The sequence below is a fragment of the Adhaeribacter swui genome (assembly GCF_014217805.1).
GTDB classification, from domain to species: domain Bacteria; phylum Bacteroidota; class Bacteroidia; order Cytophagales; family Hymenobacteraceae; genus Adhaeribacter; species Adhaeribacter swui.
This window is the reverse complement of the sequence record NZ_CP055156.1, coordinates 284021-306642: the sequence shown is the minus strand read 5'-3', so window position 1 is coordinate 306642 and position 22622 is coordinate 284021. Positions and strand designations below refer to the sequence as shown.

Here is a 22622-nt window from a genome sequence, read left to right as displayed (position 1 = left end):
AATAGATGTTTTTGGGTGAGATTTAAATTAGAAAAAAGTCTAGAAGTTCGGCGATAACAAGTATTTGCTATAGAACTCGTCGATTACTTTTACGGCGTCGGTGGCATTATCTACCAGGTGCACTAAATTTAAATCTTCCGGACTGATATTGCTTTCGGAGTTCAGCATCACGTCTTCAATCCAATCGAATAAGCCTTGCCAATATTTTTTACCCACTAGAATAATCGGGAACCTGCCAATTTTCTTGGTTTGAATTAAGGTAATCGCTTCGAATAACTCGTCGAGGGTGCCAAAGCCGCCGGGCATTACCACAAAACCTTGCGCGTATTTCACAAACATTACTTTCCGCACGAAGAAGTAATCAAAGTCCAGCAGCTTATCGTGGTCGATGTAAATATTATGAAATTGTTCGAACGGCAATTCAATGTTTAAACCCACTGATTTACCCCCTTCGGAATGGGCGCCTTTGTTACCCGCTTCCATAATGCCGGGACCGCCGCCGGTAATTACACCGTAACCGTGCCGCACCAGTTTGGCCGCAATTTCTTCCGTCATTTTGTAATAAGGGCTATCGCGCTTGGTACGCGCCGAACCAAAGATTGAAACGCAAGGCCCGATGCGTGATAGTTTCTCGAAGCCCTCTACAAATTCGGCCATTACTTTAAAAATCTGCCAGGAATCGGCAACCCGGATTTCGTTCCAGTCTTTGTCTACAAATGCTTTCCGGATCTTACTATCGTCGTCGGAAATAGTGCGGTTTTCTTTTAAAGCTTGCTTTTTGGCTTCTTTAATCGATTTCGCCTTATTTTCGTTTACATCGGGTTGAATAATAGTTTGTCCACTACCAGTGTTGGTAGTTTCTTCCTGAAGTTTGGTTTTGCTGGTTTTACTGAGTTTAGCCATAGGTAATCAAAATCAAGCAATGCCGGGTGGCGTTGCCGTGGTATAATGTATTCTAGAAATTAAAAATTTTAAAAATCGGTTGTCGCAGTTGCAAATAGCTTGTTTTTATTGGACAAGGCCGATTTATAACAACTCGAATTCTGCGGAAAAGTTGCGGTTTGGGGATTAATAAAAACTTAGAAAATAGCAAACAGAGTAAAATAAAGCCGTTTTCGGGCTTTCACCGGATTTTGCTTAAACCTGTGTTTGGGTTTGCTATAAACTTAATGGTGCTATAGAAAGGATAATAAAGTGCCAGGACACAGTACCCCAAAAGGTTGGCCAGAAAATTTAAAATTTTAAAAATTAGAATAGCAGACTGGCTTACTTCGAGCGAATGGCAATTACCGGGTCGAGGTTAGATGCCAGTACCGCTGGAATAATACCCGACAGTACGCCAATTACTACCGAAACACCTAGACCCAGCGAAATATTGGCAATGCTCAGCAGTAATTTTAAAGCATCCTGCGGAATGAGCGTAATCAGGAAAACAATAAAAATACCCACGCCACCGCCAATTAGACTTAAAAAAACCGACTCGAATAAAAACTGAAACAAGATAAAGTAGTTTTTAGCGCCCAGCGATTTTTGAATGCCGATGATATTAGTGCGTTCTTTTACCGATACAAACATGATGTTGGCAATGCCAAAGCCACCCACCAAAATGGAGAACCCGCCAATTACCCAACCGGCCACCCCAATTACATTAAACAAACTGGAAATAGCTTCGGCTACCATTTCGGGACGGTTTAAAGCAAAGCTATCTTCCTCGCGGGGTTTCTGACCCCGGATGTTGCGCATTACGCCTTTAGCTTCGTATTCCAGTTCCAGCAAACCCGGATCGGAGTCAAAGCCTTTCAGGGCAATGGTAGGTTCTACGCCGCCGCGGCCAATCGAAAATAATTTACTAAAGGCGCCGTACGGAATAATGGCATTTTTGTCGTTGGTAGGCGCACCCAGCATGTTTTCGCCTTGCTTTTCCATTACGCCAATCACCGTAAATTTTAATCCTTTAATCCGGATGGGTTTGCCTAAAGCCGATTGATTCCGGAATAAATTTTCGGCGATGGTAGCGCCAATGATAATTACGTTGCGGGCCGCATCCACTTCCTGGGTAGTAAAATAACGGCCTTCGGCGGTAGGAATATCCGAAACCAAATTGTAGGCGTAGGATACGCCGATTAAATTAATATCCGAAATATTGTTGTTGCGGTACTTGAGCGTATTGTTGCCGTTATCCCAGAAAATAGCTACGCCCTGGGCATTTTCCAGGCGCCGCTCAAGTAATCGAAACTCGCGAATACTGGGAGCCGGCCGCTGAAAATATTTCCACCACGGATACTCGCCGCCAAACGACCAAGGCCACTTTTGCACGTAAATTACGTTATTACCTAAAAAGTTCATACTGTTGCGAATGCTGCGTTCCAGCGAATCCACGATGGTAAAAACCGAAATAATAGCAAAAATGCCAATGGTTACCCCCAACAACGAAAGTATGGTACGCAGCAAGTTAGCGCGTAAGGCTTGTCCGGCGAACCGGAAACTTTCCAGAATGAGTCGGAGGTAAATCATTCTTTTTGAAGAGATTTTGAAGTAATTTTTCTAAAAATAATAATAATTGCGCTAAACTAACTAACTTTGCGCCTCTTTTTAAAATTTAATACCGTAATATTAAATTAATACTGTTAATATTAAATATGAAGCTCTCCGAATTTAAATTTGACCTGCCCGCCAACCTTCTTGCCATGCACCCCGCCAAAGAACGCGACGAAGCGCGCATGATGGTGGTACACCGCGATAGCGGCAAGATAGAACATAAAATATTTAAAGAAATTTTAAATTATTTTGACGACGGCGACACCATGGTAATTAACGATACCAAAGTGTTTCCGGCCCGCATGTACGGCAACAAAGAAAAAACCGGAGCCAAGATAGAAGTATTTTTGCTCCGTGAACTAAATAAAGACATTCACCTGTGGGATGTTCTCGTGGATCCGGCCCGGAAAATCCGGGTGGGTAATAAGCTGTATTTCGGCGAAAGCGATTTAGTAGCCGAAGTAATTGATAACACTACTTCCCGTGGTCGTACCATTAAGTTTTTATTTGATGGCACCGACGAAGAATTTTACAAAACCATTAACGAACTCGGCGAAACCCCGCTGCCCAAATACATTAAGCGCGAAGCACAACCCGAAGACCGCGAACGCTACCAAACCGTTTACGCCAAACACGTAGGCGCCGTGGCTGCTCCCACCGCTGGTTTGCACTTTACCAAAGAAGTGTTAAAACGTCTGGAATTTAAAGGGGTAAATGTAACTCCTGTAACGCTGCACGTTGGTTTAGGAACTTTCCGACCCGTAGACGTGGAAGACTTAACCAAGCACAAAATGGATTCCGAAAGCTTTATTGTGCCCGAAGAAACCGCTACTTTGGTAAACCAGGCGCTGGATAATAAAAAACGCGTTTGCTCTATTGGTACTACCACTTTGCGGGCGCTGGAGTCATCGGTATCGGCGAACGGCCGGTTGAAGCCCAACCAAGGCTGGACCGATAAATTTATTTTCCCGCCGCACGATTTCCGGATTGCCAATGCTTTGTTAACCAACTTCCACATGCCCGAATCTACGTTATTAATGATGGCGGCGGCTTTTGGTGGTTACGAACTTATTATGGAAGCCTATAATGCAGCCGTAAAAGAGAAATACAATTTCTTTAGCTACGGCGATGCCATGTTGATTATTTAAAATTAGATTTTGGATGTTAGATATTAGATGTTAGATTCTGGTATTTAGACAGTAAAACAGTTATTCTGAAAACCCGTTGGTTGTTTAGCCGGCGGGTTTTTTGTTTTTGTATATTTGGCCTTATGTCGATTAATAATCAGGAATTCGTTATTTTGGTAGCCGGAGGCTCGGGTACCCGCATGCAAAGCCAGTTGCCTAAACAGTTTATCTCCGTAGGAGGGCGACCCATTTTAATGCACACCATTCAACGATTTTACGACTACAATCCAGAGATAAAAATAATACTGGTATTACCCTCCGATCAGATTTTATTCTGGCAGAAACTCTGCGTTGATAATAATTTTACTATAACACACCAGGTAGTAGCGGGCGGCGCTTCGCGGTTTGCTTCGGTTAAAAATGGTTTAGCCGTAATTTCAGGCGACGGCGTAGTGGCGGTGCACGACGGCGTGCGGCCTTTTGCGCCTGTAGCGGTTATTCAGGAGGCTTTTGCCGTAGCCGCTCAAAAAGGCAATGCCGTAGTAGCCGTACCTTTAAAAGAATCTATCCGAATTTTAAAAAATAATACCAGCGAAGCCCTGGACCGGACCGAATACCGCTTGGTGCAAACGCCCCAATGCTTTCAGCTTGCATTGCTGCGACAGGCCTATCAATTACCGGAGGAATCCTCTTTTACCGATGATGCCTCGGTAGTAGAACGGCTGGGCAAAAAAATTAATCTGGTTGCGGGAGCTTACGAAAATTTAAAAATTACCACTCCCGAAGATTTAATCTGGGCCGAAAGTTTTTTAAAAATGGGTAAGTAATTGATTCACTTCTAATTGATAAAAGGTTAATAAATAGAATAAACCGGAGTATTCACCTAGATTAGATAAAACTAATAGCTGCATTAATTAATAGTAATCGGGTGCTTGTACCTGGGTAAAAGGTAGCAACACTTCCTATTCGGGAGTTTGGTTACCTATTTTTGAAACAAGCTTAATCAACAATTGCGTGTATTTATGGTTATATTTTAAAATTTTAAAAAATCTGCTGATTAATTTATTATGCGCACCATCAAAAAAATACATACGGCGGTTTATGCTCCTATTCACGATTTGGTTACTTACCGGGCCTTGCCTTCAAACCAAATCGACTACCTGGATCCTTTTTTATTTTTAAACCATCATGGTCCGCAGGTTTACCCGCCATTTAACCGGGGATTGCCTTTTGGGCCGCACCCGCACCGGGGCTTTGAAACGCTAACCTTTGTGCTGGCCGGCGACATCGTGCACCGCGATACCGGCAGCGGCGAAAGTGTTATTGGCGCCGGCGGTATTCAATGGATGACGGCGGGCCGGGGTTTAATTCATGCGGAAGTTTCGTCGGAAGATTTTAAAGAACACGGCGGCAACGTAGAGGTAATTCAGTTGTGGTTTAATTTGCCCGCAAAACTTAAAATGGTAGCCCCGCATTACGTAGGCTTGCAGCAAGAAGAAATTCCGGCGGTAGTGCAGGACGAAGGTAAAGTTACCATCCATGCGGTTTCGGGTAACTGGGCGGGCACTCCAGGACCCGTAGCGTCCCTGACGGATATTCAAATTGTCCGGTTAGAACTGCTAGCTGGTGGCGTTTTTACCACTCAAGTGCCTGCCAACCGCAGTATTTTATGTTACGTGGTGCGGGGTAAGGTAAACGTAAATGGCGAACCCGCGGGCACGCATAACTTAGTTCAATTTAATCAGGATGAAGAAGAAATCCGGATAGAAGCTACCGAATATACCACACTTATTCTGGGGCATGGCGAACCGTATAACGAGCCGGTAGTAGCCCAAGGCCCTTTTGTGATGAATACCCAGGCCGAGATCATGCAAGCCATGCGCGATTACCAAATGGGCAAAATGGGCGTGTGGATCGATTAAGAATTTTAAAAAATATAAATTTTAAAAATCTGGATAAATTTAATAATCCCAAAAATCAAAATCTCGAAACACTCCTGAGAATCCTTTAATCCTTTAAATCAAGGTTTAGAAGTCGAAAGTAAGTTGGCGTGAAACGGGTTGGTCGTGGGCGTAGAGTAAATTAGAAACCGATATACCCAGTAAGCGCACCGGGTAAAGTGGTAAAGCGGGCGTGCGCAATAAATCGCGGGCTACGGTAAATAGGGCATCCGACGAATTTAAATAACTCAGTAAGGTTTTACTGCGGGTTTGCTGGGTAAAATCGAAATATTTTAATTTCAAAGTAACGGTTTTGGCTGCCGTTTGCAGACGTGCCATGTCCTGGGCTACTTCCTGGGCCAGAAATTGCAGCTTATCCAGCAAATCTTCTTCCTGCACTAAATCTACGTCGAAGGTGCGCTCCGAGCCGATAGATTTTCGGATGCGATGGGGTTGCACCGGCCGGTCGTCTTGCACGCGGGCAATGCGGTAATAATACTGACCGGTTTTACCAAAAAGCCTAAATAGTTCTTCTTCGGAACGTTCGCGCAAGTCGGCGCCGGTACTAATGCCTAATTGTTGCATTTTAGCGGCTGTTACTTTGCCAATGCCATGAAATTTTTCGATGGGCAAACTGGCTACCAAAGCGGCGGCTTTATCGGGTGTTACCAAAGTAAAGCCGTTGGGCTTATTCAGGTCGGAGGCAATTTTGGCTAGAAATTTATTAAAAGAAACGCCGGCCGAGGCAGTTAAGCCGGTTTCGGTTAGAATGCTGGCTTTTATTTCTTTGGCGATTATGGAGGCCGAGGGCATACCTACTTTATTTTCGGTTACGTCCAGGTAAGCTTCGTCTAGCGAAAGCGGTTCTACCAAGTCAGTGTAGCGGTAAAATATTTCCCGGATTTGCCGGGATATAGCGCTGTACACCTCAAAACGGGGCTTTACAAAAATTAAGTTGGGGCATTTCTGAATAGCAATACGCGAAGCCAAAGCCGAATGTACGCCATATTGCCGGGCTTCATAGCTAGCCGCGGCTACCACACCCCGGGCCCGGGAGCCGCCCACGGCCACGGGCTTGCCACGCAACTCCGGATTATCGCGCTGCTCCACCGACGCGTAAAATGCGTCCATGTCGATGTGGATAATTTTGCGGATGGCAGTGGTCAAAACAGCAGAAATTTAAAAATTTACTAAGTAAATGTAGTTCAGAAAAACAGCAGATAAAAGCAGTAATTAAGCTGCCGAAGAAATATTAGCTATTTGCCAATCCTCACTTCCGATTAAATTAACTAACATTGCTGGATTTTTAAATTTATCCTGTTTTACCGGCGGGGTACTTATATATTCCGTTAACATCTAGTCGTTATCTGTTCAGCATGCAGGCATCACCTTCCGAGATATTTCAAAAATTAACCCAGGATAACCAACAACAAGAACAACGGTACCGCCAAAAGTGCAGCCAGGTGGGGTGGTTGCGCTTGTTTATTTTTATAGCGGGTATTGGCAGTATCGTGTATTTTTTCCAGCAAGATCTAACCGGATTAGCCTGGGGGGCTGTGCTGTTTTTTTACGTGATTTTTTTAGTAGTGCTGCGCTGGCACCAACGGTTGCGGTATAACCAATACCATCACGAATTTTTAAAAAAAATCAATGCCGAAGAAACGGAACGCTTGAAAGGCAAATTAGCTGGCTTCGACAATGGCCAGCGCTACGTAAATCCGCAACATTTATATACTTCCGACTTAGATATTTTTGGCAATCATTCTCTGTTTCAGTTACTTAACCGGGCCGTTACGGCCATCGGGAAGGATAAGTTAGCTAGTTGGTTAAAAGCGCCGGCTACCGAAGCAATTATCCGGGAGCGACAGGCCGCCGTGGCCGAATTAACACTGCAACTCGGTTGGCGGCAAGAATTACAGGCAAAAGCCTTACACTACAAACACGAGAAGCAAAATTCTAACTTGTTCTTTGAATGGCTGCACGCCCCCGATTTTTTTAAAAATAAAGGCTGGCTAAAAGTTTTGCTGTTTGTTTTACCGGTTTTAACGGTGGGCAGCATTTTGGCTTGGTGGTTCTTCGATACTCCATCTTATCCTATATTGGGTTTTATGTTGGTGCAGTATATTTTAAATGCGCGGTACGCCATGTTTCGGGAGCAATATTACGAGCAAAGCAGCGGCATGTACGAAGTATTAAAAAGTTATACGGCCTTGCTGGCCCAAATCGAAACGCATACTTTTACCTCGCCCAGGTTACTGGCATTGCAGCAGCAACTCCAGCTAAAATCTAAAACCGCCTCCGGCTACTTAAGCGAACTGGCCGGTATTATCCAGTACATTTCGGCGCGGCTTAACGTATACATGAACATTTTGCTGAATGGCACTCTAATGTGGGATTATTACTGGATGTTCCGGCTCGAAAAATGGAAAAAAAACATGGCTGCCAACTTGGAACCCGTGTTGCTGGCAGTAGCCGAAGTGGAAGCCTTAGCCAGTTTAGCCGCTTTTCAATTTGCTAACCCGGATTATTCCTTACCCGAAATTAGTCAGCAAGCGTTTGAAGTGGAAGCTACCGAGCTGGGGCACCCGCTTATTTTTACCAAGTACCGTGTAACGAATAATTTTGCCATGGATGGGGCGGGCCAAACTTTTATTATTACGGGGTCAAACATGTCGGGGAAAAGTACTTTTCTGCGCACGTTAGCCATTAATTTGGTGCTGGCTTTTGCGGGTTCGGCGGTGAGCGCCCGGCGCATGCGGGCTTACCCGGCCCAGGTATACACGGCCATGCGCACCGAAGATAATCTGGCCGAAAGTACGTCGTCGTTCTACGCTGAATTAAAACGGTTGAAAATGTTGCTGGACGTAACCGCCGCCGGCACGCCAGTGTATTATTTCCTGGATGAAATTTTAAAAGGCACCAATTCCCGCGACCGGCATTTGGGCGCGCAAGCTTTAATCCGGCAGTTGCACGAACAAAATGCCTCCGGGTTGGTTTCTACTCACGACTTGGAACTGGGCAACATGGCCGAAGAAAATGCCGATTATATCCAGAATTATTCGTTTAACAGTACCATTGAAGGAGATAAAATATTGTTTGATTACAAGTTGCATCCTGGGGTTTGCAACAGTTTTAATGCCAGTAAATTAATGCAGCAAATGGGCATCCGGATGGAATAATCTTTATTTTTTTAAAATTAATAAAAGCAACCTTGCCTTTGCTATTTACATCCGTTAACCAGAACAGGTAACGAATTTTTGCACGAAAACGGAATGGTTAAATTTTTACTAGTACTCGCCTTTATTTTTCCTGCAGTTGCTTTTTCCTGCTTTAGCCAAACCGCAGATTCTACCCAAGCTACCGCCACCGAAAATGCGGCGCCCATTGCCCCTAAATATTTTTTAGTACTGGATAAACCCGGAAGAGTAAGCCGCCTCCGTTTTTTTACCGGCAACAAAATTACCTTTAAACTGGTCGGCGAAAAACGCGCTTACTCCGGCCAGATTACCGACATCAATAAATACTCCTTGGTGATGTGGGATACTGAAATCCCGCTCCGCGATATCCGGAAAATACGCTTAACCAACACCAGCCCGGCTTCTACGGGCTTGCAGTTGCTGGGGCGGCTTTTGAAAAACGGCGGCCTGTTTTTTTCGGTAATTGCCGCCGGCAATTACGCGCTAAACGTAGAGCCCGGCGATAATACCCTTACTTTTTTAAAATATTCGGCCGGAGCATTTGTGGCGGGAACCATAATCACCAGCACCAGCCGCAACCGAACGTACAAAATAAACGAGCGTAACCGACTAAAAACCATTGAGCAGTTCTGGTAGAGTTTAGGTTATAGGTTGTAGGTTATAGGTTGTAGGTTTTAGGCCCGTTTTGGTGGTGGAGACACCCCCAAAGGCGAATGTTGTTTTTATTTTTATATAGGCTATACCGCTTATACTTCCTTCCTAGAGCTTAAAACCAATTACTTAAAACCATATAAAACTAAAACTTACTACTTACTACATAATACTTACTACTTAAAACCTATCACTTAAAACTTACAACCTAAATACTATGCGCGTAGTTACTGAAATTCCGCATGCGGCGGTTAAGATTACGGTGTTTGCCTGGAACGGAAAATATTTGATTAAGCTGGAACGTGGGCCTTACGAACAAACTTACAAAATAAGTGAGATGGAAGTAGCTGGCGATGAAACCATCAAGCAAATGCTGGATGAAACATTTATAAATGAAGCGGTAAGCCTGTTTCAGCAAATGCACCAACACCTGATGGCCGCGTTGGAACGGGCAGAGTAACAGAATAAAATGGGGCAATAGGTCTAATTTTTAAAAATTCCGTAAAAGCTAGAAAACCCAGCCGAGAAATTAAAAATATGGATAACGAAAATTCCACCATCCGCTCCCTGAACGAACTTAAAACCTTGTTCGATTCCGGAGCGATTACGCAGGAAGAATACGAAACTTTAAAAAAGCGGATTATTTTTGGCACTTCTACTGCCTCAGAACCCAGTGAGTTGCCGAACCCAGAACCCGTGGCGCCTGTTTCTAATCCTTTGGGTGCTCCCCTCGAAACCAAAGTAATTTATCCAACCGGATACACGGGCGAGCCGGTTTCGGAACCGCCCGTTACTACTCCGCCCTTAACCGACGAAGGCTCGTTAAACGAAGCGGAGGAGTCCGAAATAGGAGTAAGGCCGGCTCCTAAAAAAGATTGGCTTTTAATTTCGTTGGTTGTTTTGGGGGTTTTGTTGTTGGGTGGTTTGCTAGCCTATCAATTTTTAAATAAACCTAATTCGGAGCGGATATCTAGTTTATCCGGACCCGAAACAGAAGAAGTTATACCCACCGGGCCAGGAGCCGAAGAAACTCCGGTGCAACCAACGGATAGTGCTTTGCTACGCTCCGACCAAATTCCGGTAGCTGGTTCCGATAGTACTGCCACGGGTAATGCTACCTTACAAAATCCAACCGTTACCTCCGCAGAGCCAACTACCCAAGCTACGAGTGCAGCAACAGCAGGTTTAATTACTGATAAAGAAGAAATTATCCGGAAGGCGCAGCAGCAACTCAATGCGTACTACACCGATATGGAAGCCGCTCCTTTTGACGCCAGTAATTATTTTGCGCCGCAGGTAGAGCGTTATTACACTTTATCCAATACCACGCCGGCCGCCATTAACGAAAACGTTAACACCTATCATTTTCCTGAATTTCTGGACGGGAAGAGCAGCATTCAGGAAGGTTCTATGGCTGTAGTAAATGTAGGCAATAACAGCTACGAGCTAACCTACCTCGAGAACGGCTCGGCGTTCCGAAAATCAAAAAATCAAAAACAGGAAACCAAGGCTGCCGTGCGCGTGCGCTTTAACCCGGATTTTAAAATTACTTACTTCCGGCAAGAGCAATTGCTGGAAAACCGGTTTATCACGGAAGAGCAATAAATTAGCTTGTAAGTTGATAAAGAAACATGTAAAATAAGTGCCTTGTAAGGTGTGAAATCAATTACTCCTGCTTTCTAAGCTTAGGCGTCTTTACCATTCCGCCTGCGGCACCTTCCCTAAAACAGGGAAGGAGATGCTGTCGACTAATTAAATTGAAAGGATTTCGATTGATATGAATCGTTAAAGCAATGAATAATAGACAACTAAGGCATACACTTAGGGCTTAAACCTAAGTAGTATAAGTCGAATTAAGGAAAAGCAGTAGCTAAGAATAAAGACACCAGTTTGGTTATTGAGGGCCTTCTAAGGTTCCGGTTCTGCGAAGCAGAATTTCGACGATAGGAGGAAAGGAAGCTTATACCGCCCGAAAGAGCCAAACGAGGCCCGCCGGCCATGAGGCAAACGCAGCCTGTTCAAACAAGATAGAACCTGAGCATGGAGACTTGAAAAGGCTCCAAGTAATGAAGGTAAAGAATAAAATTACTAAAACTCTCTGTTAGCAGCTTGCCAAAGCAATTAATGGCTCCGGTTTTTGGCCGGAATAAAGTCAGAGACTTTACCTTGTACGAAGGCCCAAGTTTGAAAACTTGCGCCAGAGAAAATAGCTGGAAAAGGCTCCAAAGTTAAACAGTGTGCAGTTACAAAAGCAGATGCGCCAGTTGTAAGGAGACGGAAATCACTTTCAAAAAATAAAAAATTTAAAAAATTACGGCTTCACCTTACTCACAAACAAATCCGTGTAATAATGCAGGTAAAAGCCGTTCGAAAATTCAAAAGCCGGATTCTGAAAATCGTAAATCGGCTCTAAGCGCAAAGTCAGAAATAAATTATCCAGCAACTTTACATCCGTCATCACCCGCAGAATAAGCAACTTCCGGTTAGGCTCCTGGTAACCGGGGTGCAAAAACGAGGTGGTGGCCGACTGAAACAAACGCCCGCCTTTTTCGGCGACATAGTTTTTCCCTTGCCAATAGCTCAGCATCACGTTAGCGAGTTTAGTTTTTACGCCGGCATTTAGGTACAAGCCGTGACCTTGTTCAAAAGCCAGTTGGGGCACGTTCGAGAATTCTTTATTAACTACGTAGTAGTTTTTTGTGTACACGCCCTGCCAGAAACGGCCGGGTAATTTCTTCTCCAGGTTAAAACCCGTGGCGCCGTTAAAAACCGTGAGCAAAGGCAAGTCGCTGGAGTCAATTTGGCCGCCTTTGTGCTGGGCGGTAAACTGGATAGGTAAACCTAAGCGCCAGCCATTTTCGGTTTGCCAGGCAGTATGTTCAAAAGTTAAGCCGCCGGCTATTTCTTCTCGGAAGGGGTCACGGGGGTAAATCATGCGCTCCCAGTCGATGTAAGCATCCAACTTGGTGCGTTCGCGGGTTAACAAAAACTGCACGCCGGTTTCCAGGTTATCATTTATTACTTTTTCAAAATCGTAGAGCGGCTCAATGTAGCCGTGGTTTAAATTTCCCTCCAGGTTGCCAAAAAGTAAAGCGTAATTTTTCTTCTGCACTTTTAAAGTAAAGGTGGGCCGAATTTGAGTAAACCGGTTGTTGCCGAAGTCCTGCCACAGAAAAACACCGGCTTCCAGGCGTACAAAATCGGAAGGAAAATAAACCAGTTTCGGATTGAAATGATAACCAAATAAGGTATAGCCATCGGCAATATCGTTGAAGTACTCGTTGTTGCGGGTAAAGCCAAAAGCATTCAGGCCAAACCGGAAATCCTGATTGTATTCCGACTTAATCGGTAAGTGATATTCCAGGGCTGTATTATCTAATTGGGCCTGTACTTTATTGATAATCAATAGGCTGAAAATAAGCGAAAATAACAGGTATTTTGGCATAAAATAACACGGATAAATGGCACAAAAAGCGCCAAGATTCTGTTTAAATTTGACCCTATTTGTGGCGGATTAGCGGGCGTAAATACCCGGTATAATGCTTGCAAGTTGGCGCAAAAAATTGTAATTTCACCTAAAAATAAGCAATTATTAAAACCACTAACATGAGTGCAAACAACGATAAACTGAAAGCTCTCCAGTTAACCATGGACAAGCTCGACAAAACCTTTGGTAAAGGTACTGTTATGAGATTGAGCGATAATAAAGTAGAAGATATTCCGGCTATCTCCACAGGCTCGCTTGGACTGGACATCGCTTTGGGTATCGGGGGCTTGCCCCGGGGCCGCGTTGTAGAGATTTACGGCCCGGAATCATCTGGTAAAACAACTTTAACTTTACACTGTATTGCCGAAGCGCAAAAAAGAGGTGGTTTAGCCGCTTTTATTGATGCCGAACACGCCTTTGACCGGGCTTATGCCGAGAAGTTAGGTATCGACACTACTAACTTATTAATTTCGCAGCCCGATAATGGCGAGCAGGCTTTAGAAATTGCTGACCATTTAATTTCGTCTGGCGCTATCGATATTATTGTTATTGACTCCGTAGCGGCCTTAGTACCAAAAGGGGAATTAGAAGGCGATATGGGCGATAGCAAAATGGGTTTACAAGCCCGTTTAATGAGCCAGGCTTTGCGTAAATTAACCGGTACCATTAACAAAACCGGCTGCTGCTGTATTTTTATTAACCAGCTGCGCGAGAAAATTGGTGTTATGTTCGGTAACCCCGAAACAACCACCGGTGGTAACGCCCTTAAGTTCTACGCTTCGGTCCGTTTAGATATCCGCCGGATTGGCCAGATTAAAGAAGGTGCCGATAATGTAACCGGTAACCGTACTAAAGTAAAAGTAGTTAAAAATAAAGTGGCGCCGCCGTTTAAAGTAGTAGAGTTTGATATTATGTACGGCGAAGGTATTTCGAAAGTAGGCGAAATCCTGGACTTAGGCGTAGAGCTAAACATTATTCAGAAATCTGGTTCCTGGTTCTCGTATAACGGCGAGAAATTAGGCCAGGGCCGTGATGCGGTGAAGAATTTACTGCTGGATAACGAAGGTTTAATGGAAGAAATTGAAACCAAAATCCGGAACATGATTAAAGGCGAACCCGAGAAAGTGGCCGCTGCCATGATGGATAATGAGTAACCCATTTTAACTTAATTTAAATTAAAAGGTGCCCTAACAGGCACCTTTTTTTGTGTTTTTAAGTATGAGTACCAATACGAACAAGCGAAATTCGTTATACCTTTGCCAGCAATTTGTTGGTACACTAGTTGATGATTACTGGTACATCATACTCTGTTTTCTATGAACAAATTTTATCTGGCTATCGCCACGATGTTCTTGATTGTTTCGGGCTTTGTGGTGCAGCAACCTCTAGATATTCCAACAGAAGAACGCCCGCACTTTGGTACCGGCGAAGTTTTAAAATACAAAGTACATTATGGATTAATTAACGCCGCCGAAGCCGAAATTGAAATTGCCCCTGAAATCCACCACGTAAATAACCGGCCTTGCTACCGCGCTAATGTGTTTGGCAAAACCGTGGGCTCCTTTGATTTTTTTCTGCGCATCCGCGATACCTGGCGCTCGTTTATTGATACCAGCTTAATTGTGCCCCAAAAATACTACCGCAACGTAGAAGAAGGAAAGTACCGCAAAAAAGAAAACGTAACCTTTAATCATAACAGCAAAACTGCTCTCGTAGAAACCAAGCAAACCTTAACTTTAAAAATTCCGGACCGGGTGCAAGATGTGGTAAGCGGTTTTTATTACCTGCGTACTTTAGATTTCGACCGTTACCGCCCCGGCGATGTAATCCGGATGAAAGGTTATTTTTATAAAAAAATATACGATATGCAGGTGGTTTATAAAGGCCGCGAAACCATAGATACCAAAGCCGGAACATTTAAAGCTTTTAAGCTGGTACCCAAAATGCCCAGCACCGATTTGTTTGCCGGCGAAAGTTCGGTAAGCGTTTATTTATCCGATGATAAAAATAAAGTTCCGGTACTTATTAAAGCCAATTTACTGGTAGGAGCCGTTAAGGTAGACCTCTACGAATACAGCGGTTTAAAATACCGATTAAATTTTGCCACCAGCGATTAACCCCCTGACAAGACGATCACAAGATCGTCTTTTTTTACGCCCAAATTTTAAATTTTAAAAAATCATGCAACAGAAGAACTTAGCCACATAATTTTAAAATCAGCGAATTCCTTTATCTTTGTTCTACAATCTGAGACTATCTATTGTAAATTTTAAATTTTTTCTCACCGCCCACCCCTTAAACCTATTACTTACTTAACCAATAAAAACGTGCAGAATACAAATCAGTACAAAGTTTTGGTAGTGGACGATGATCCGGATATTACCGAGTTGTTGCAGTACAATTTAGAAAAAGAAGGTTACGAAGTAACCAGCGCCGAAAACGGGAAAGAAGCCCTGGAGAAGGCCGCCAAATTTAATCCGGATATTATTTTGATGGATGTAATGATGCCCGTAATGGATGGCATTACCGCTTGCCGGCAACTGCGCGAAAAGCCGGAATTCCGGGAAACCTACATCTTGTTCTTAACGGCCCGCTCCGAAGAATTTTCGGAAATTGCTGCTTTTGATGCCGGCGCCGATGATTTTATTACCAAACCCATAAAACCGCGGGCTTTAATAAGCCGCTTAGCGGCATACGTTCGGCGGGGCAACCAACAAACCGGCGAAGAAAATAAGGTTATTCAAATTGGCAATATCCGCATCGATCGCACCAGTTTTTCGGTTTTTAAAGACAACGAGAAAATTACCTTGCCCAAAAAAGAATTTGAATTACTTTCCTTCCTGGCTGCTACTCCCAACAAAGTTTTTAACCGCGAAGAGTTATTAAACAACGTTTGGGGAACCGATGTGTACGTGATTGCCCGCACCGTAGATGTACACATCCGGAAAGTGCGCGAGAAAATTGGCGAAGATCACATTAAAACCATTAAAGGCGTGGGGTATAAGTTTAATACCGATTAATACGTATGGGCTTTTCTTCCCGCACCATTGCTATCCTTATTTCGTTGGCAGTGGCAGCCGTTATTTTGGCGGGCTTATTTATTGGCCCTTACCTGCCTTTCCGCACGCGGGTTCTTACTTTGGCCATTGCTTTTTCGGCTTGCTTCTTATTAATCTATTTTTCTTTTGAGATTTTAATTTTTAAAGAAATTAACAACATTTACGCGGGGCTCGAGCATATTAAGCGCAAAGAGTTCCGGAAAATGAGCAATAAATTTTTGTTCCGGCCCGATCCCTTACAGCGGATTAAAGACGAAATTTTGTTTATGGCCGAACAAAAGCAAAAAGAAATAGATGAGCTTAAACGCTTACAAGTACTCCGGCGCGAGTTCCTGGCCGACGTATCGCATGAGCTGAAAACCCCCATTTTTGCCGCGCAAGGCTTTATTCATACCTTGCTGGATGGGGCCATGGACGACGAACGGGTGCGCGATAAATTTTTAAAAAAAGCGGCCAAAAGTCTGGATGGCTTAGATGCCCTGGTGCAGGATTTAATCAGTATTTCGCAACTCGAAAAGGGCGTAGTAAAAATGAACAAGCGCCCTATGGATATGCTGCCACTTTGCCGCGAAGTGTTTGAGGAGCTCGAAATGAAAGCCCAAACCAGGCAAATAAAGTTGCACCTGCAGCAAAACGGCCACCAGCAAATAATGGTACACGCCGACCATAACCGGATAAAGCAGGTATTAATTAACTTAGTGGACAACGCCATTAAATATGGCAGCGAAAACGGTAATATCTGGGTGGCCTTAATCGATGGCAAACGCAAAGTATTAATCTCGGTAACCGACGATGGACCCGGTATAGCTAAAGAACACCAAAACCGTATTTTCGAACGTTTTTACCGCATTGATAAAAGCCGCTCGCGCGATAGCGGCGGCTCCGGTCTAGGTTTAGCTATCTCCAAACACATCATCGAAGCGCACCGGTCTACAATACTCGTAAATAGCGAATTAGGCAAAGGTACTTCTTTGCAGTTTAAACTATCTAAGCCAAAGGTTTTGTAAATTTTAAAAAATAGGGTGCGCTGGTCGGCGGCTTAATCAAAAATTATTAAACTGTTTCTATGGTTGTAACTGTTACTTTTGTGATTAAAATAAATTGTAACTGAAAAACACCCGGGCAAACCTTGGCGGTATTAAAACCCATTGGTTTAGCGGTAAAATGTAAATATGAAATACCCCGTATTTAAAGACTTAATCATATTTGAGAACGACGATTATATTCTGATAAATAAACCCCCTTTTCTGGCAACGCTCGAAGACCGGGCTTTGCACACCACCAACGTTTTAAAGCTGGCCCGTCAGTACCACCCCGATGTGCAAGCCTGTCACCGCTTAGATAAAGAAACTTCCGGCGCTTTGGCTTTAGCTAAAAACAACGAGGCTTACCGGCATTTGTCCATGCAGTTTGAGCACCGCGAGGTCGCAAAATTGTACCACGCTGTAGTTTGGGGCGTGCACCAGTTCGAAGATCAGTTAGTAGATCGCTCCATTCAGCCGGGCTTAAAAGGCTCCGCTAAACTGGCGTACAAAGGCAAACCCGCCGAAACTTACTTTACTACGCTCGAAAAATACGCGAAACATACCTTAGTAGCTTGTAAACCCATTACGGGCCGCATGCACCAAATTCGCTTGCACTTAGCTTACCTAAATGCGCCCATTGTGAGCGATTTGTTATACGGCGGCGAGCACGTGTATTTATCGGATTTAAAAAGAAAGTTTAATTTGAAAAAGGACGCCGAAGAACAGCCTTTTATCAAACGTTTTGCCCTACACTCTACTAAACTGGGTTTTACCTTACTTAACGGAGAACCTATCGAAGTGCAAGCTCCGTACCCGAAAGATTTTCAGGTGCTCGTTAAAACGTTGCAACAATACGCCTGATTGGTATTAAAGCCGGATGAACTATTTACTCTAAAAAGGCTGCTCCCGGAGCAGCCTTTTTTGTTGAAGTAATGTATGCTGGAAAATAAAAATTTTAAAAAAAACTTTTTGGAAGCTAATCGTCAATTTTAGATAAAAAGGAAAACTGTTAGATATTGTTTAATAAAGCTGGAAGAATTTTAAAATATTTTTTATTTTGGGATAAGTTTTAAGCCATCTTGGCCAGAAACTCCTGAATGTAAATCTAGCTTTTACCGGATTGGAAACCACCTTTGTTACTACGGAGTTGCCCGGTCGTACTTTAGTTACGGCCAATGGTACGTACCTGTATGGTAGTGGTACTTCTTACCTGGGAATGGCCCGAAACGAAGCTTTTGAAAAGTTAATCCAAGCCAGCTTTGCAGCGTATGGTACCAACTACTCCAGTTCGCGCCTTTCTAATGTACAGCTAGAAATATACGCCGAAACCGAAAACTATATCGCTGCCTGGGTCGGTGCGGAAGCTGCTCTAACGGTTTCGTCGGGCTTAATAGCCGGACAAATGGTTGTAAAAGCCTTAGAAGGTTCCGGTACTTTTTTTTACAGCCCGCGGGTACATCCGGCTTTGTGGCGCACCCCCGCCGATTGTTACCAAGGCAACTACGCCGATTGGGCGCAGGAAATTGCTTTTCAGGTTGGCCAAACACGTAGCAAGAATGTAGTTATTCTAACTAATTCTTTAGATGCTTTATACGCGCAAGCTTACGACTTTACCTGGCTAAACCAATTACCCGCAAATAAAACATACACCATTGTAATAGATGATTCGCATGGGTTTGGAATAACGGGGGTTAACGGAGCGGGAATAATTACGCAATTGCCGGCTTTGCCCGACTACGTACAGGTGGTAGTGGTGAGTTCTTTGGGCAAAGCTTTGGGTATTCCGGGCGGGGTAATTCTGAGTAATGCCCGCTTAATGGCCGAAATAAAAAATATCGCCTTTTTTGGGAGTGGTTCCCCGATTATTCCGGCTTACCTGGCGGCCTTTTTACAAGCAGAAACTTTGTATCAGCAAGCCCGGCAGCGTTTGCAAGCAAATATCCGGTACTTTACTGGTTTGCTGCATCAGCCAACTATATTTTCTTCTTTTCCCGGATATCCGGTTTTTTACACGCCGCAACATGATTTGTACTTATTTCTGCTGAACCGCTACATTTTAATTTCCCACTTCCCTTACCCAAGGCCCACCGATCCGCCCATTACCAGGGTTATCCTGAATAGTTTGCATACTCCTTCAGACATTGAACAACTGGCCGCTGCTATCAATGCTTTTAGTGCTTCGGTAGTAGCATAAATTAGCCGCCGAAATTTGAAATTTTTAAAAATTCTGGTGAATTTGGGTCACAATGCGTTCCATCTCGAGTTGTATCTCCGCGGACGATCGGGTGTAATTGTTATTCATAAAAGCGAAAATGTAGGTTCGGCCGCTTTTACCCGTAATAAAACCGCTCTGGCTGTAATTGTTGCTTAACGAACCAGTTTTACCAAATACAAACGGTGCTTCCGATTGGTAAAATCTTTTTAGAGTGCCGGTTTTACCGCCTATGGTGAGCAAGGAAAAAAGCCGGTCGCGGGGTACTTCCTGGTAAATTTTCAGCCATAGGGCTACAATGCTACGCGGCGTAATTAAATTAAACCGCGACAATCCTGAGCCATCTACCCAGTTGGGCTGATCAGGTAAATCCAGAAGAAAGGTTTTCTTTACGTGGTTTATGATCAAAGAAGTATTCAGCGAATCAAAAACGGTGGCTGAGCAAAGGAGCAGGAGATGTTCCGCAAACATATTATCACTGTCCTGCATCATGCGTTTATACAGCGTATCCGCGGGGGTAGCGTACAAGGTGTGGGCATTCATGGGTAGGCGCCGGTTTAGTATTTTAACGGGTTTTCGCAAGGTATCGCCTAATAATTGTCGGGTTAGCTCCGTTGATAATTTAAGAGGAACATCTACAGCAAAATCTTTCGTAACCCGCCTGGGGTAAAAAGTAAACTGATTCTTATCTGGTTCGCGCAGAACGATATAATTTTTTGATGTGGTTAAAATGCTGGTTTTTAGCACATTACGAAAATAACGGGGTTGTACTTGCACCTGCGAAGAACCAAATTTACCGGTGAACCGCACCACATTGCCATAGACCGGCAGCGACGATCTTTCGGCGGAATAATAATCGTTGTAATCCTGCCACGACCAACCCGGTCCCAAAGCATCTACGGCAAAATTAGCTGCCGAGAAAAACAGCTTCTCCCGCCGATTTTTTAAAAAATTAAAAACGCGGTTGTTCTTTAAATCCGGATGCAGCAGGGTAGGGTCGCCGGTACCCCAAAAAATCAGCGAATCTCGGCGCACCTGGTAGCGCAAGGCCGGAATAGAATCTTTTAAAATTTTGAGCCCGGCATAAAGCGTCAGGATTTTGGTATTAGAAGCGGGTGTAAAATACTTATGCGCATTATGCTCCACCACCATTTTGCTCGAATCCAGATCGTACAAAGCAAAACCGGTAAAATGTTGGGCAAATACCGGCGACTGCTCTAGTTGCTCTTTTACCTGGTTCCAGCTAGGTTTTGGTGATATTGCCGGAGTAGTTGGGGTAGGTGCCGGCGCAGAAGTGGCAACGGGTTTAGCTGTTTGGCAGGCGCTCGCCAGCAGCAAAAAGAAAAACAAATTCTTAAAAACCAGGCGCAGGAAGAAAATTTGGGGTTGATGCAAATCAAAAATCCGGTGAAGCATAAAAGTACTTTAAAGCCAGTGCGGCCGCTACATAATAGTTATTTGCCTGAAATTAACTTAAATTTTAAAAAATAAACTTGCTAACACACATTGCTATAAATTTTAAAAATTATAGCCGCAAAGCTTCTTTGTTGTCTGCTTTTTTCCGGGATAAACTTTTTATTTGGTAACTCAACTTTACGGCTTTAGCAGTATATTGGCTCGTATTCTGTACGTTTTACCGGATTGCCCGTTATATGGTTTTAAATTACCTCTGGATTGCCTTTTTCCTGATTGCGTTTGCGATTGCCTTATTTAAACTCATCTTTTTCCAGGACACGGAGATTTTTGCCGCTTTAGTAACCAGCATGTTTGATATGGCAAAAACTGGTTTCGAGATATCGTTGGGTTTAACTGGTGTCATGACTTTGTTTCTGGGCTTGATGAAAATAGGCGAAAACGCCGGAATTATTGCGGTTTTCGCCCGGTTGGTGGGACCATTTTTTAATCGCCTGTTTCCGGATTTACCCAAAAACCACCCGGTATTTGGTTCTATCCTCATGAATTTTTCAGCGAATATGCTGGGGCTGGATAACGCTGCTACGCCTCTAGGCCTAAAAGCCATGAAAGAAATGCAGGAACTAAACCTGGTAAAAGATACGGCCAGCAATCCGCAAATTATGTTTCTGGTGCTCAACACCGCCGGCTTAACCATTATACCAATTAGCGTAATGGTATTCCGGGCGCAAATGGGCGCCAAAGATCCTTCAGATATTTTCTTGCCGGTACTCATTACTACTTTTCTGGGCGCTTTAATTGGGTTAATTACGGTGGCTATTTACCAGCGCATCAACTTATTCGATAAAGTTATTTTTGCGTATATCGGCACCATTAGCCTTTTTCTGGGGGCACTTATTTATTATTTTTCTACCATTCCGCAGGAGCAAATTGCGGTAATTTCCCGGGTGGTCAGTAATTTTATTTTGTTCGGGTTGTTTGTAGCGTTTATTACCCTGGCTTTAATTAAAAAAATAAACGTGTACGATGCATTTATCGAAGGCGCTAAAGAAGGTTTTCAGGTAGCCATTAATATTATACCGTATTTAGTGGCTATTCTGGTGGCCATTGGCGTTTTCCGAGCTTCGGGAGCACTAGATATGCTGGTAAATGGCATTGCCTGGATTTTCGCGCAGCTCGGGTTTAATACCGAATTTGTACCTGCTTTGCCCGTTGCTTTTATGAAACCACTCAGCGGCAGCGGCGCTCGTGGCCTGATGCTCGACGTTATGAAAACCTACGGTGCCGATTCGTTTGTGGGCCGGGTGGCTTGTATCATCCAAGGCGGAACCGAAACTACTTTTTATATTCTGGCGGTTTATTTTGGCTCGGTAGGCATCCGGAAAACCCGATACGCCGCAGCTTGCGGGCTATTAGCCGATTTAGCCGGGGTAATTATTGCCATTTTAATGAGTTACCTGTTTTTTCATTAGGCGAGTAGGAGCAGATGCCGACCATCCAGTTGCAAACTTTTATTCAAGCGCCCAAAGCAGTTTGTTTTGATTTATCGCGCAGCATTGACTTACACGTAAAATCCACGGCACATACCGGAGAAAGAGCCATTGCTGGCAGAACCAGTGGTTTCATAGAACTAGGTGAAACTGTAACTTGGCGGGCCAAACACTTGGGAATTTGGCAAAACTTAACCACCCAAATTACCGAATTTAAATACCCCGATTACTTTGTAGATGAAATGGTTTCCGGTGCCTTTCAATCGTTCCGGCACGAGCATTATTTTAAAAATACCGCAACCGGAACTACCATGACGGATGTTTTTACTTTTATTTCGCCTTTAGGTTGGCTAGGCGAACTAACAAATGCCTTATTTTTAACCAGCTACATGCGGCGTTTATTAGAAAAGCGCAACCAGGTAATTAAAGGCACCGCAGAGAGTATAGCTGATAAAACCGGAAAGAAATTTTAAAGTTCCAGCT

Annotated in this window: 20 protein-coding genes; 15 read left to right on the top strand and 5 right to left on the bottom strand. The window is 43.9% G+C overall.

Annotated elements, in window-relative coordinates; translation table 11 throughout:
- Positions 1–39: 39 nt before the first annotated feature.
- Positions 40–903, bottom strand: a complete 864-nt coding sequence (locus HUW51_RS02440; protein ID WP_185272423.1) for an LOG family protein — start codon at positions 901–903, stop codon at positions 40–42.
- 363 nt (positions 904–1266) lie between these two features.
- Complete coding sequence (locus tag HUW51_RS02435) at positions 1267–2514, bottom strand: ABC transporter permease (RefSeq protein ID WP_185272422.1); 1248 nt, start codon at positions 2512–2514, stop codon at positions 1267–1269.
- 125 nt (positions 2515–2639) lie between these two features.
- Between HUW51_RS02435 and queA the strand changes: the two genes are divergently transcribed.
- The 3 genes from queA to HUW51_RS02420 all read left to right on the top strand — a co-directional run bounded on the left by queA (position 2640) and on the right by HUW51_RS02420 (position 5587).
- Positions 2640–3686 carry a tRNA preQ1(34) S-adenosylmethionine ribosyltransferase-isomerase QueA gene (queA, locus tag HUW51_RS02430; RefSeq protein WP_185272421.1) on the top strand — a complete coding sequence of 349 codons (1047 nt, stop codon included), beginning with the start codon at positions 2640–2642 and terminating at the stop codon, positions 3684–3686.
- 122 nt (positions 3687–3808) lie between these two features.
- Positions 3809–4492: a 2-C-methyl-D-erythritol 4-phosphate cytidylyltransferase gene (locus tag HUW51_RS02425; RefSeq protein ID WP_185272420.1), complete on the top strand. Its 684-nt coding sequence runs from the start codon at positions 3809–3811 to the stop codon at positions 4490–4492.
- A gap of 240 nt (positions 4493–4732) precedes the next feature.
- A complete protein-coding gene (locus HUW51_RS02420; protein ID WP_185272419.1) occupies positions 4733–5587 on the top strand; it encodes a pirin family protein in 855 nt (284 codons plus the stop codon).
- A 105-nt stretch (positions 5588–5692) separates the two neighbouring features.
- Here the strand turns inward: HUW51_RS02420 and dinB are convergent, their stop codons facing one another.
- Entirely contained in the window at positions 5693–6772 is a 1080-nt protein-coding gene (gene dinB / locus HUW51_RS02415) for a DNA polymerase IV (protein WP_228466912.1), read from the bottom strand.
- A gap of 209 nt (positions 6773–6981) precedes the next feature.
- Here dinB and HUW51_RS02410 point away from each other — a divergent pair, with 209 nt between their 5' ends.
- The 4 genes from HUW51_RS02410 to HUW51_RS02395 all read left to right on the top strand — a co-directional run bounded on the left by HUW51_RS02410 (position 6982) and on the right by HUW51_RS02395 (position 11058).
- A complete protein-coding gene (locus tag HUW51_RS02410) occupies positions 6982–8784 on the top strand; it encodes a MutS-related protein (protein WP_185272418.1) in 1803 nt (600 codons plus the stop codon).
- A 93-nt stretch (positions 8785–8877) separates the two neighbouring features.
- Positions 8878–9438: a hypothetical protein gene (locus tag HUW51_RS02405; RefSeq protein WP_185272417.1), complete on the top strand. Its 561-nt coding sequence runs from the start codon at positions 8878–8880 to the stop codon at positions 9436–9438.
- A 232-nt stretch (positions 9439–9670) separates the two neighbouring features.
- Complete coding sequence (locus HUW51_RS02400; RefSeq protein ID WP_185272416.1) at positions 9671–9913, top strand: hypothetical protein; 243 nt, start codon at positions 9671–9673, stop codon at positions 9911–9913.
- Between the two features lie 77 nt (positions 9914–9990).
- Positions 9991–11058 carry an SHOCT domain-containing protein gene (locus tag HUW51_RS02395; protein ID WP_185272415.1) on the top strand — a complete coding sequence of 356 codons (1068 nt, stop codon included), beginning with the start codon at positions 9991–9993 and terminating at the stop codon, positions 11056–11058.
- Between the two features lie 706 nt (positions 11059–11764).
- Here the strand turns inward: HUW51_RS02395 and HUW51_RS02390 are convergent.
- Positions 11765–12898, bottom strand: coding sequence for a hypothetical protein (locus HUW51_RS02390; protein ID WP_228466911.1), 1134 nt, complete (start codon positions 12896–12898; stop codon positions 11765–11767).
- A 161-nt stretch (positions 12899–13059) separates the two neighbouring features.
- On the opposite strand from HUW51_RS02390, the gene recA reads away from it, so the two are divergent.
- The 6 genes from recA to HUW51_RS02360 all read left to right on the top strand — a co-directional run bounded on the left by recA (position 13060) and on the right by HUW51_RS02360 (position 19218).
- Positions 13060–14094: a recombinase RecA gene (gene recA / locus HUW51_RS02385; RefSeq protein ID WP_185272414.1), complete on the top strand. Its 1035-nt coding sequence runs from the start codon at positions 13060–13062 to the stop codon at positions 14092–14094.
- Between the two features lie 162 nt (positions 14095–14256).
- A complete protein-coding gene (locus HUW51_RS02380) occupies positions 14257–15057 on the top strand; it encodes a DUF3108 domain-containing protein (RefSeq protein ID WP_228466910.1) in 801 nt (266 codons plus the stop codon).
- A gap of 210 nt (positions 15058–15267) precedes the next feature.
- Positions 15268–15960, top strand: a complete 693-nt coding sequence (locus tag HUW51_RS02375; RefSeq protein WP_185272413.1) for a response regulator transcription factor — start codon at positions 15268–15270, stop codon at positions 15958–15960.
- A 5-nt stretch (positions 15961–15965) separates the two neighbouring features.
- Positions 15966–17006, top strand: coding sequence for a sensor histidine kinase (locus HUW51_RS02370; protein ID WP_185272412.1), 1041 nt, complete (start codon positions 15966–15968; stop codon positions 17004–17006).
- 165 nt (positions 17007–17171) lie between these two features.
- Positions 17172–17885, top strand: a complete 714-nt coding sequence (locus tag HUW51_RS02365; protein ID WP_185272411.1) for an RluA family pseudouridine synthase — start codon at positions 17172–17174, stop codon at positions 17883–17885.
- 259 nt (positions 17886–18144) lie between these two features.
- Positions 18145–19218, top strand: a complete 1074-nt coding sequence (locus HUW51_RS02360; RefSeq protein WP_185272410.1) for an aminotransferase class I/II-fold pyridoxal phosphate-dependent enzyme — start codon at positions 18145–18147, stop codon at positions 19216–19218.
- Between the two features lie 24 nt (positions 19219–19242).
- Here HUW51_RS02360 and HUW51_RS02355 read toward each other — a convergent pair whose 3' ends face one another.
- Positions 19243–20652, bottom strand: coding sequence for a D-alanyl-D-alanine carboxypeptidase/D-alanyl-D-alanine-endopeptidase (locus HUW51_RS02355; RefSeq protein ID WP_185272409.1), 1410 nt, complete (start codon positions 20650–20652; stop codon positions 19243–19245).
- A 236-nt stretch (positions 20653–20888) separates the two neighbouring features.
- Here HUW51_RS02355 and HUW51_RS02350 point away from each other — a divergent pair, with 236 nt between their 5' ends.
- Both HUW51_RS02350 and HUW51_RS02345 read left to right on the top strand, forming a co-directional pair.
- Positions 20889–22121, top strand: coding sequence for a nucleoside recognition domain-containing protein (locus tag HUW51_RS02350; RefSeq protein WP_185272408.1), 1233 nt, complete (start codon positions 20889–20891; stop codon positions 22119–22121).
- 14 nt (positions 22122–22135) lie between these two features.
- A complete protein-coding gene (locus HUW51_RS02345) occupies positions 22136–22612 on the top strand; it encodes an SRPBCC family protein (RefSeq protein ID WP_185272407.1) in 477 nt (158 codons plus the stop codon).
- The last annotated feature ends 10 nt before the right edge of the window (positions 22613–22622 follow it).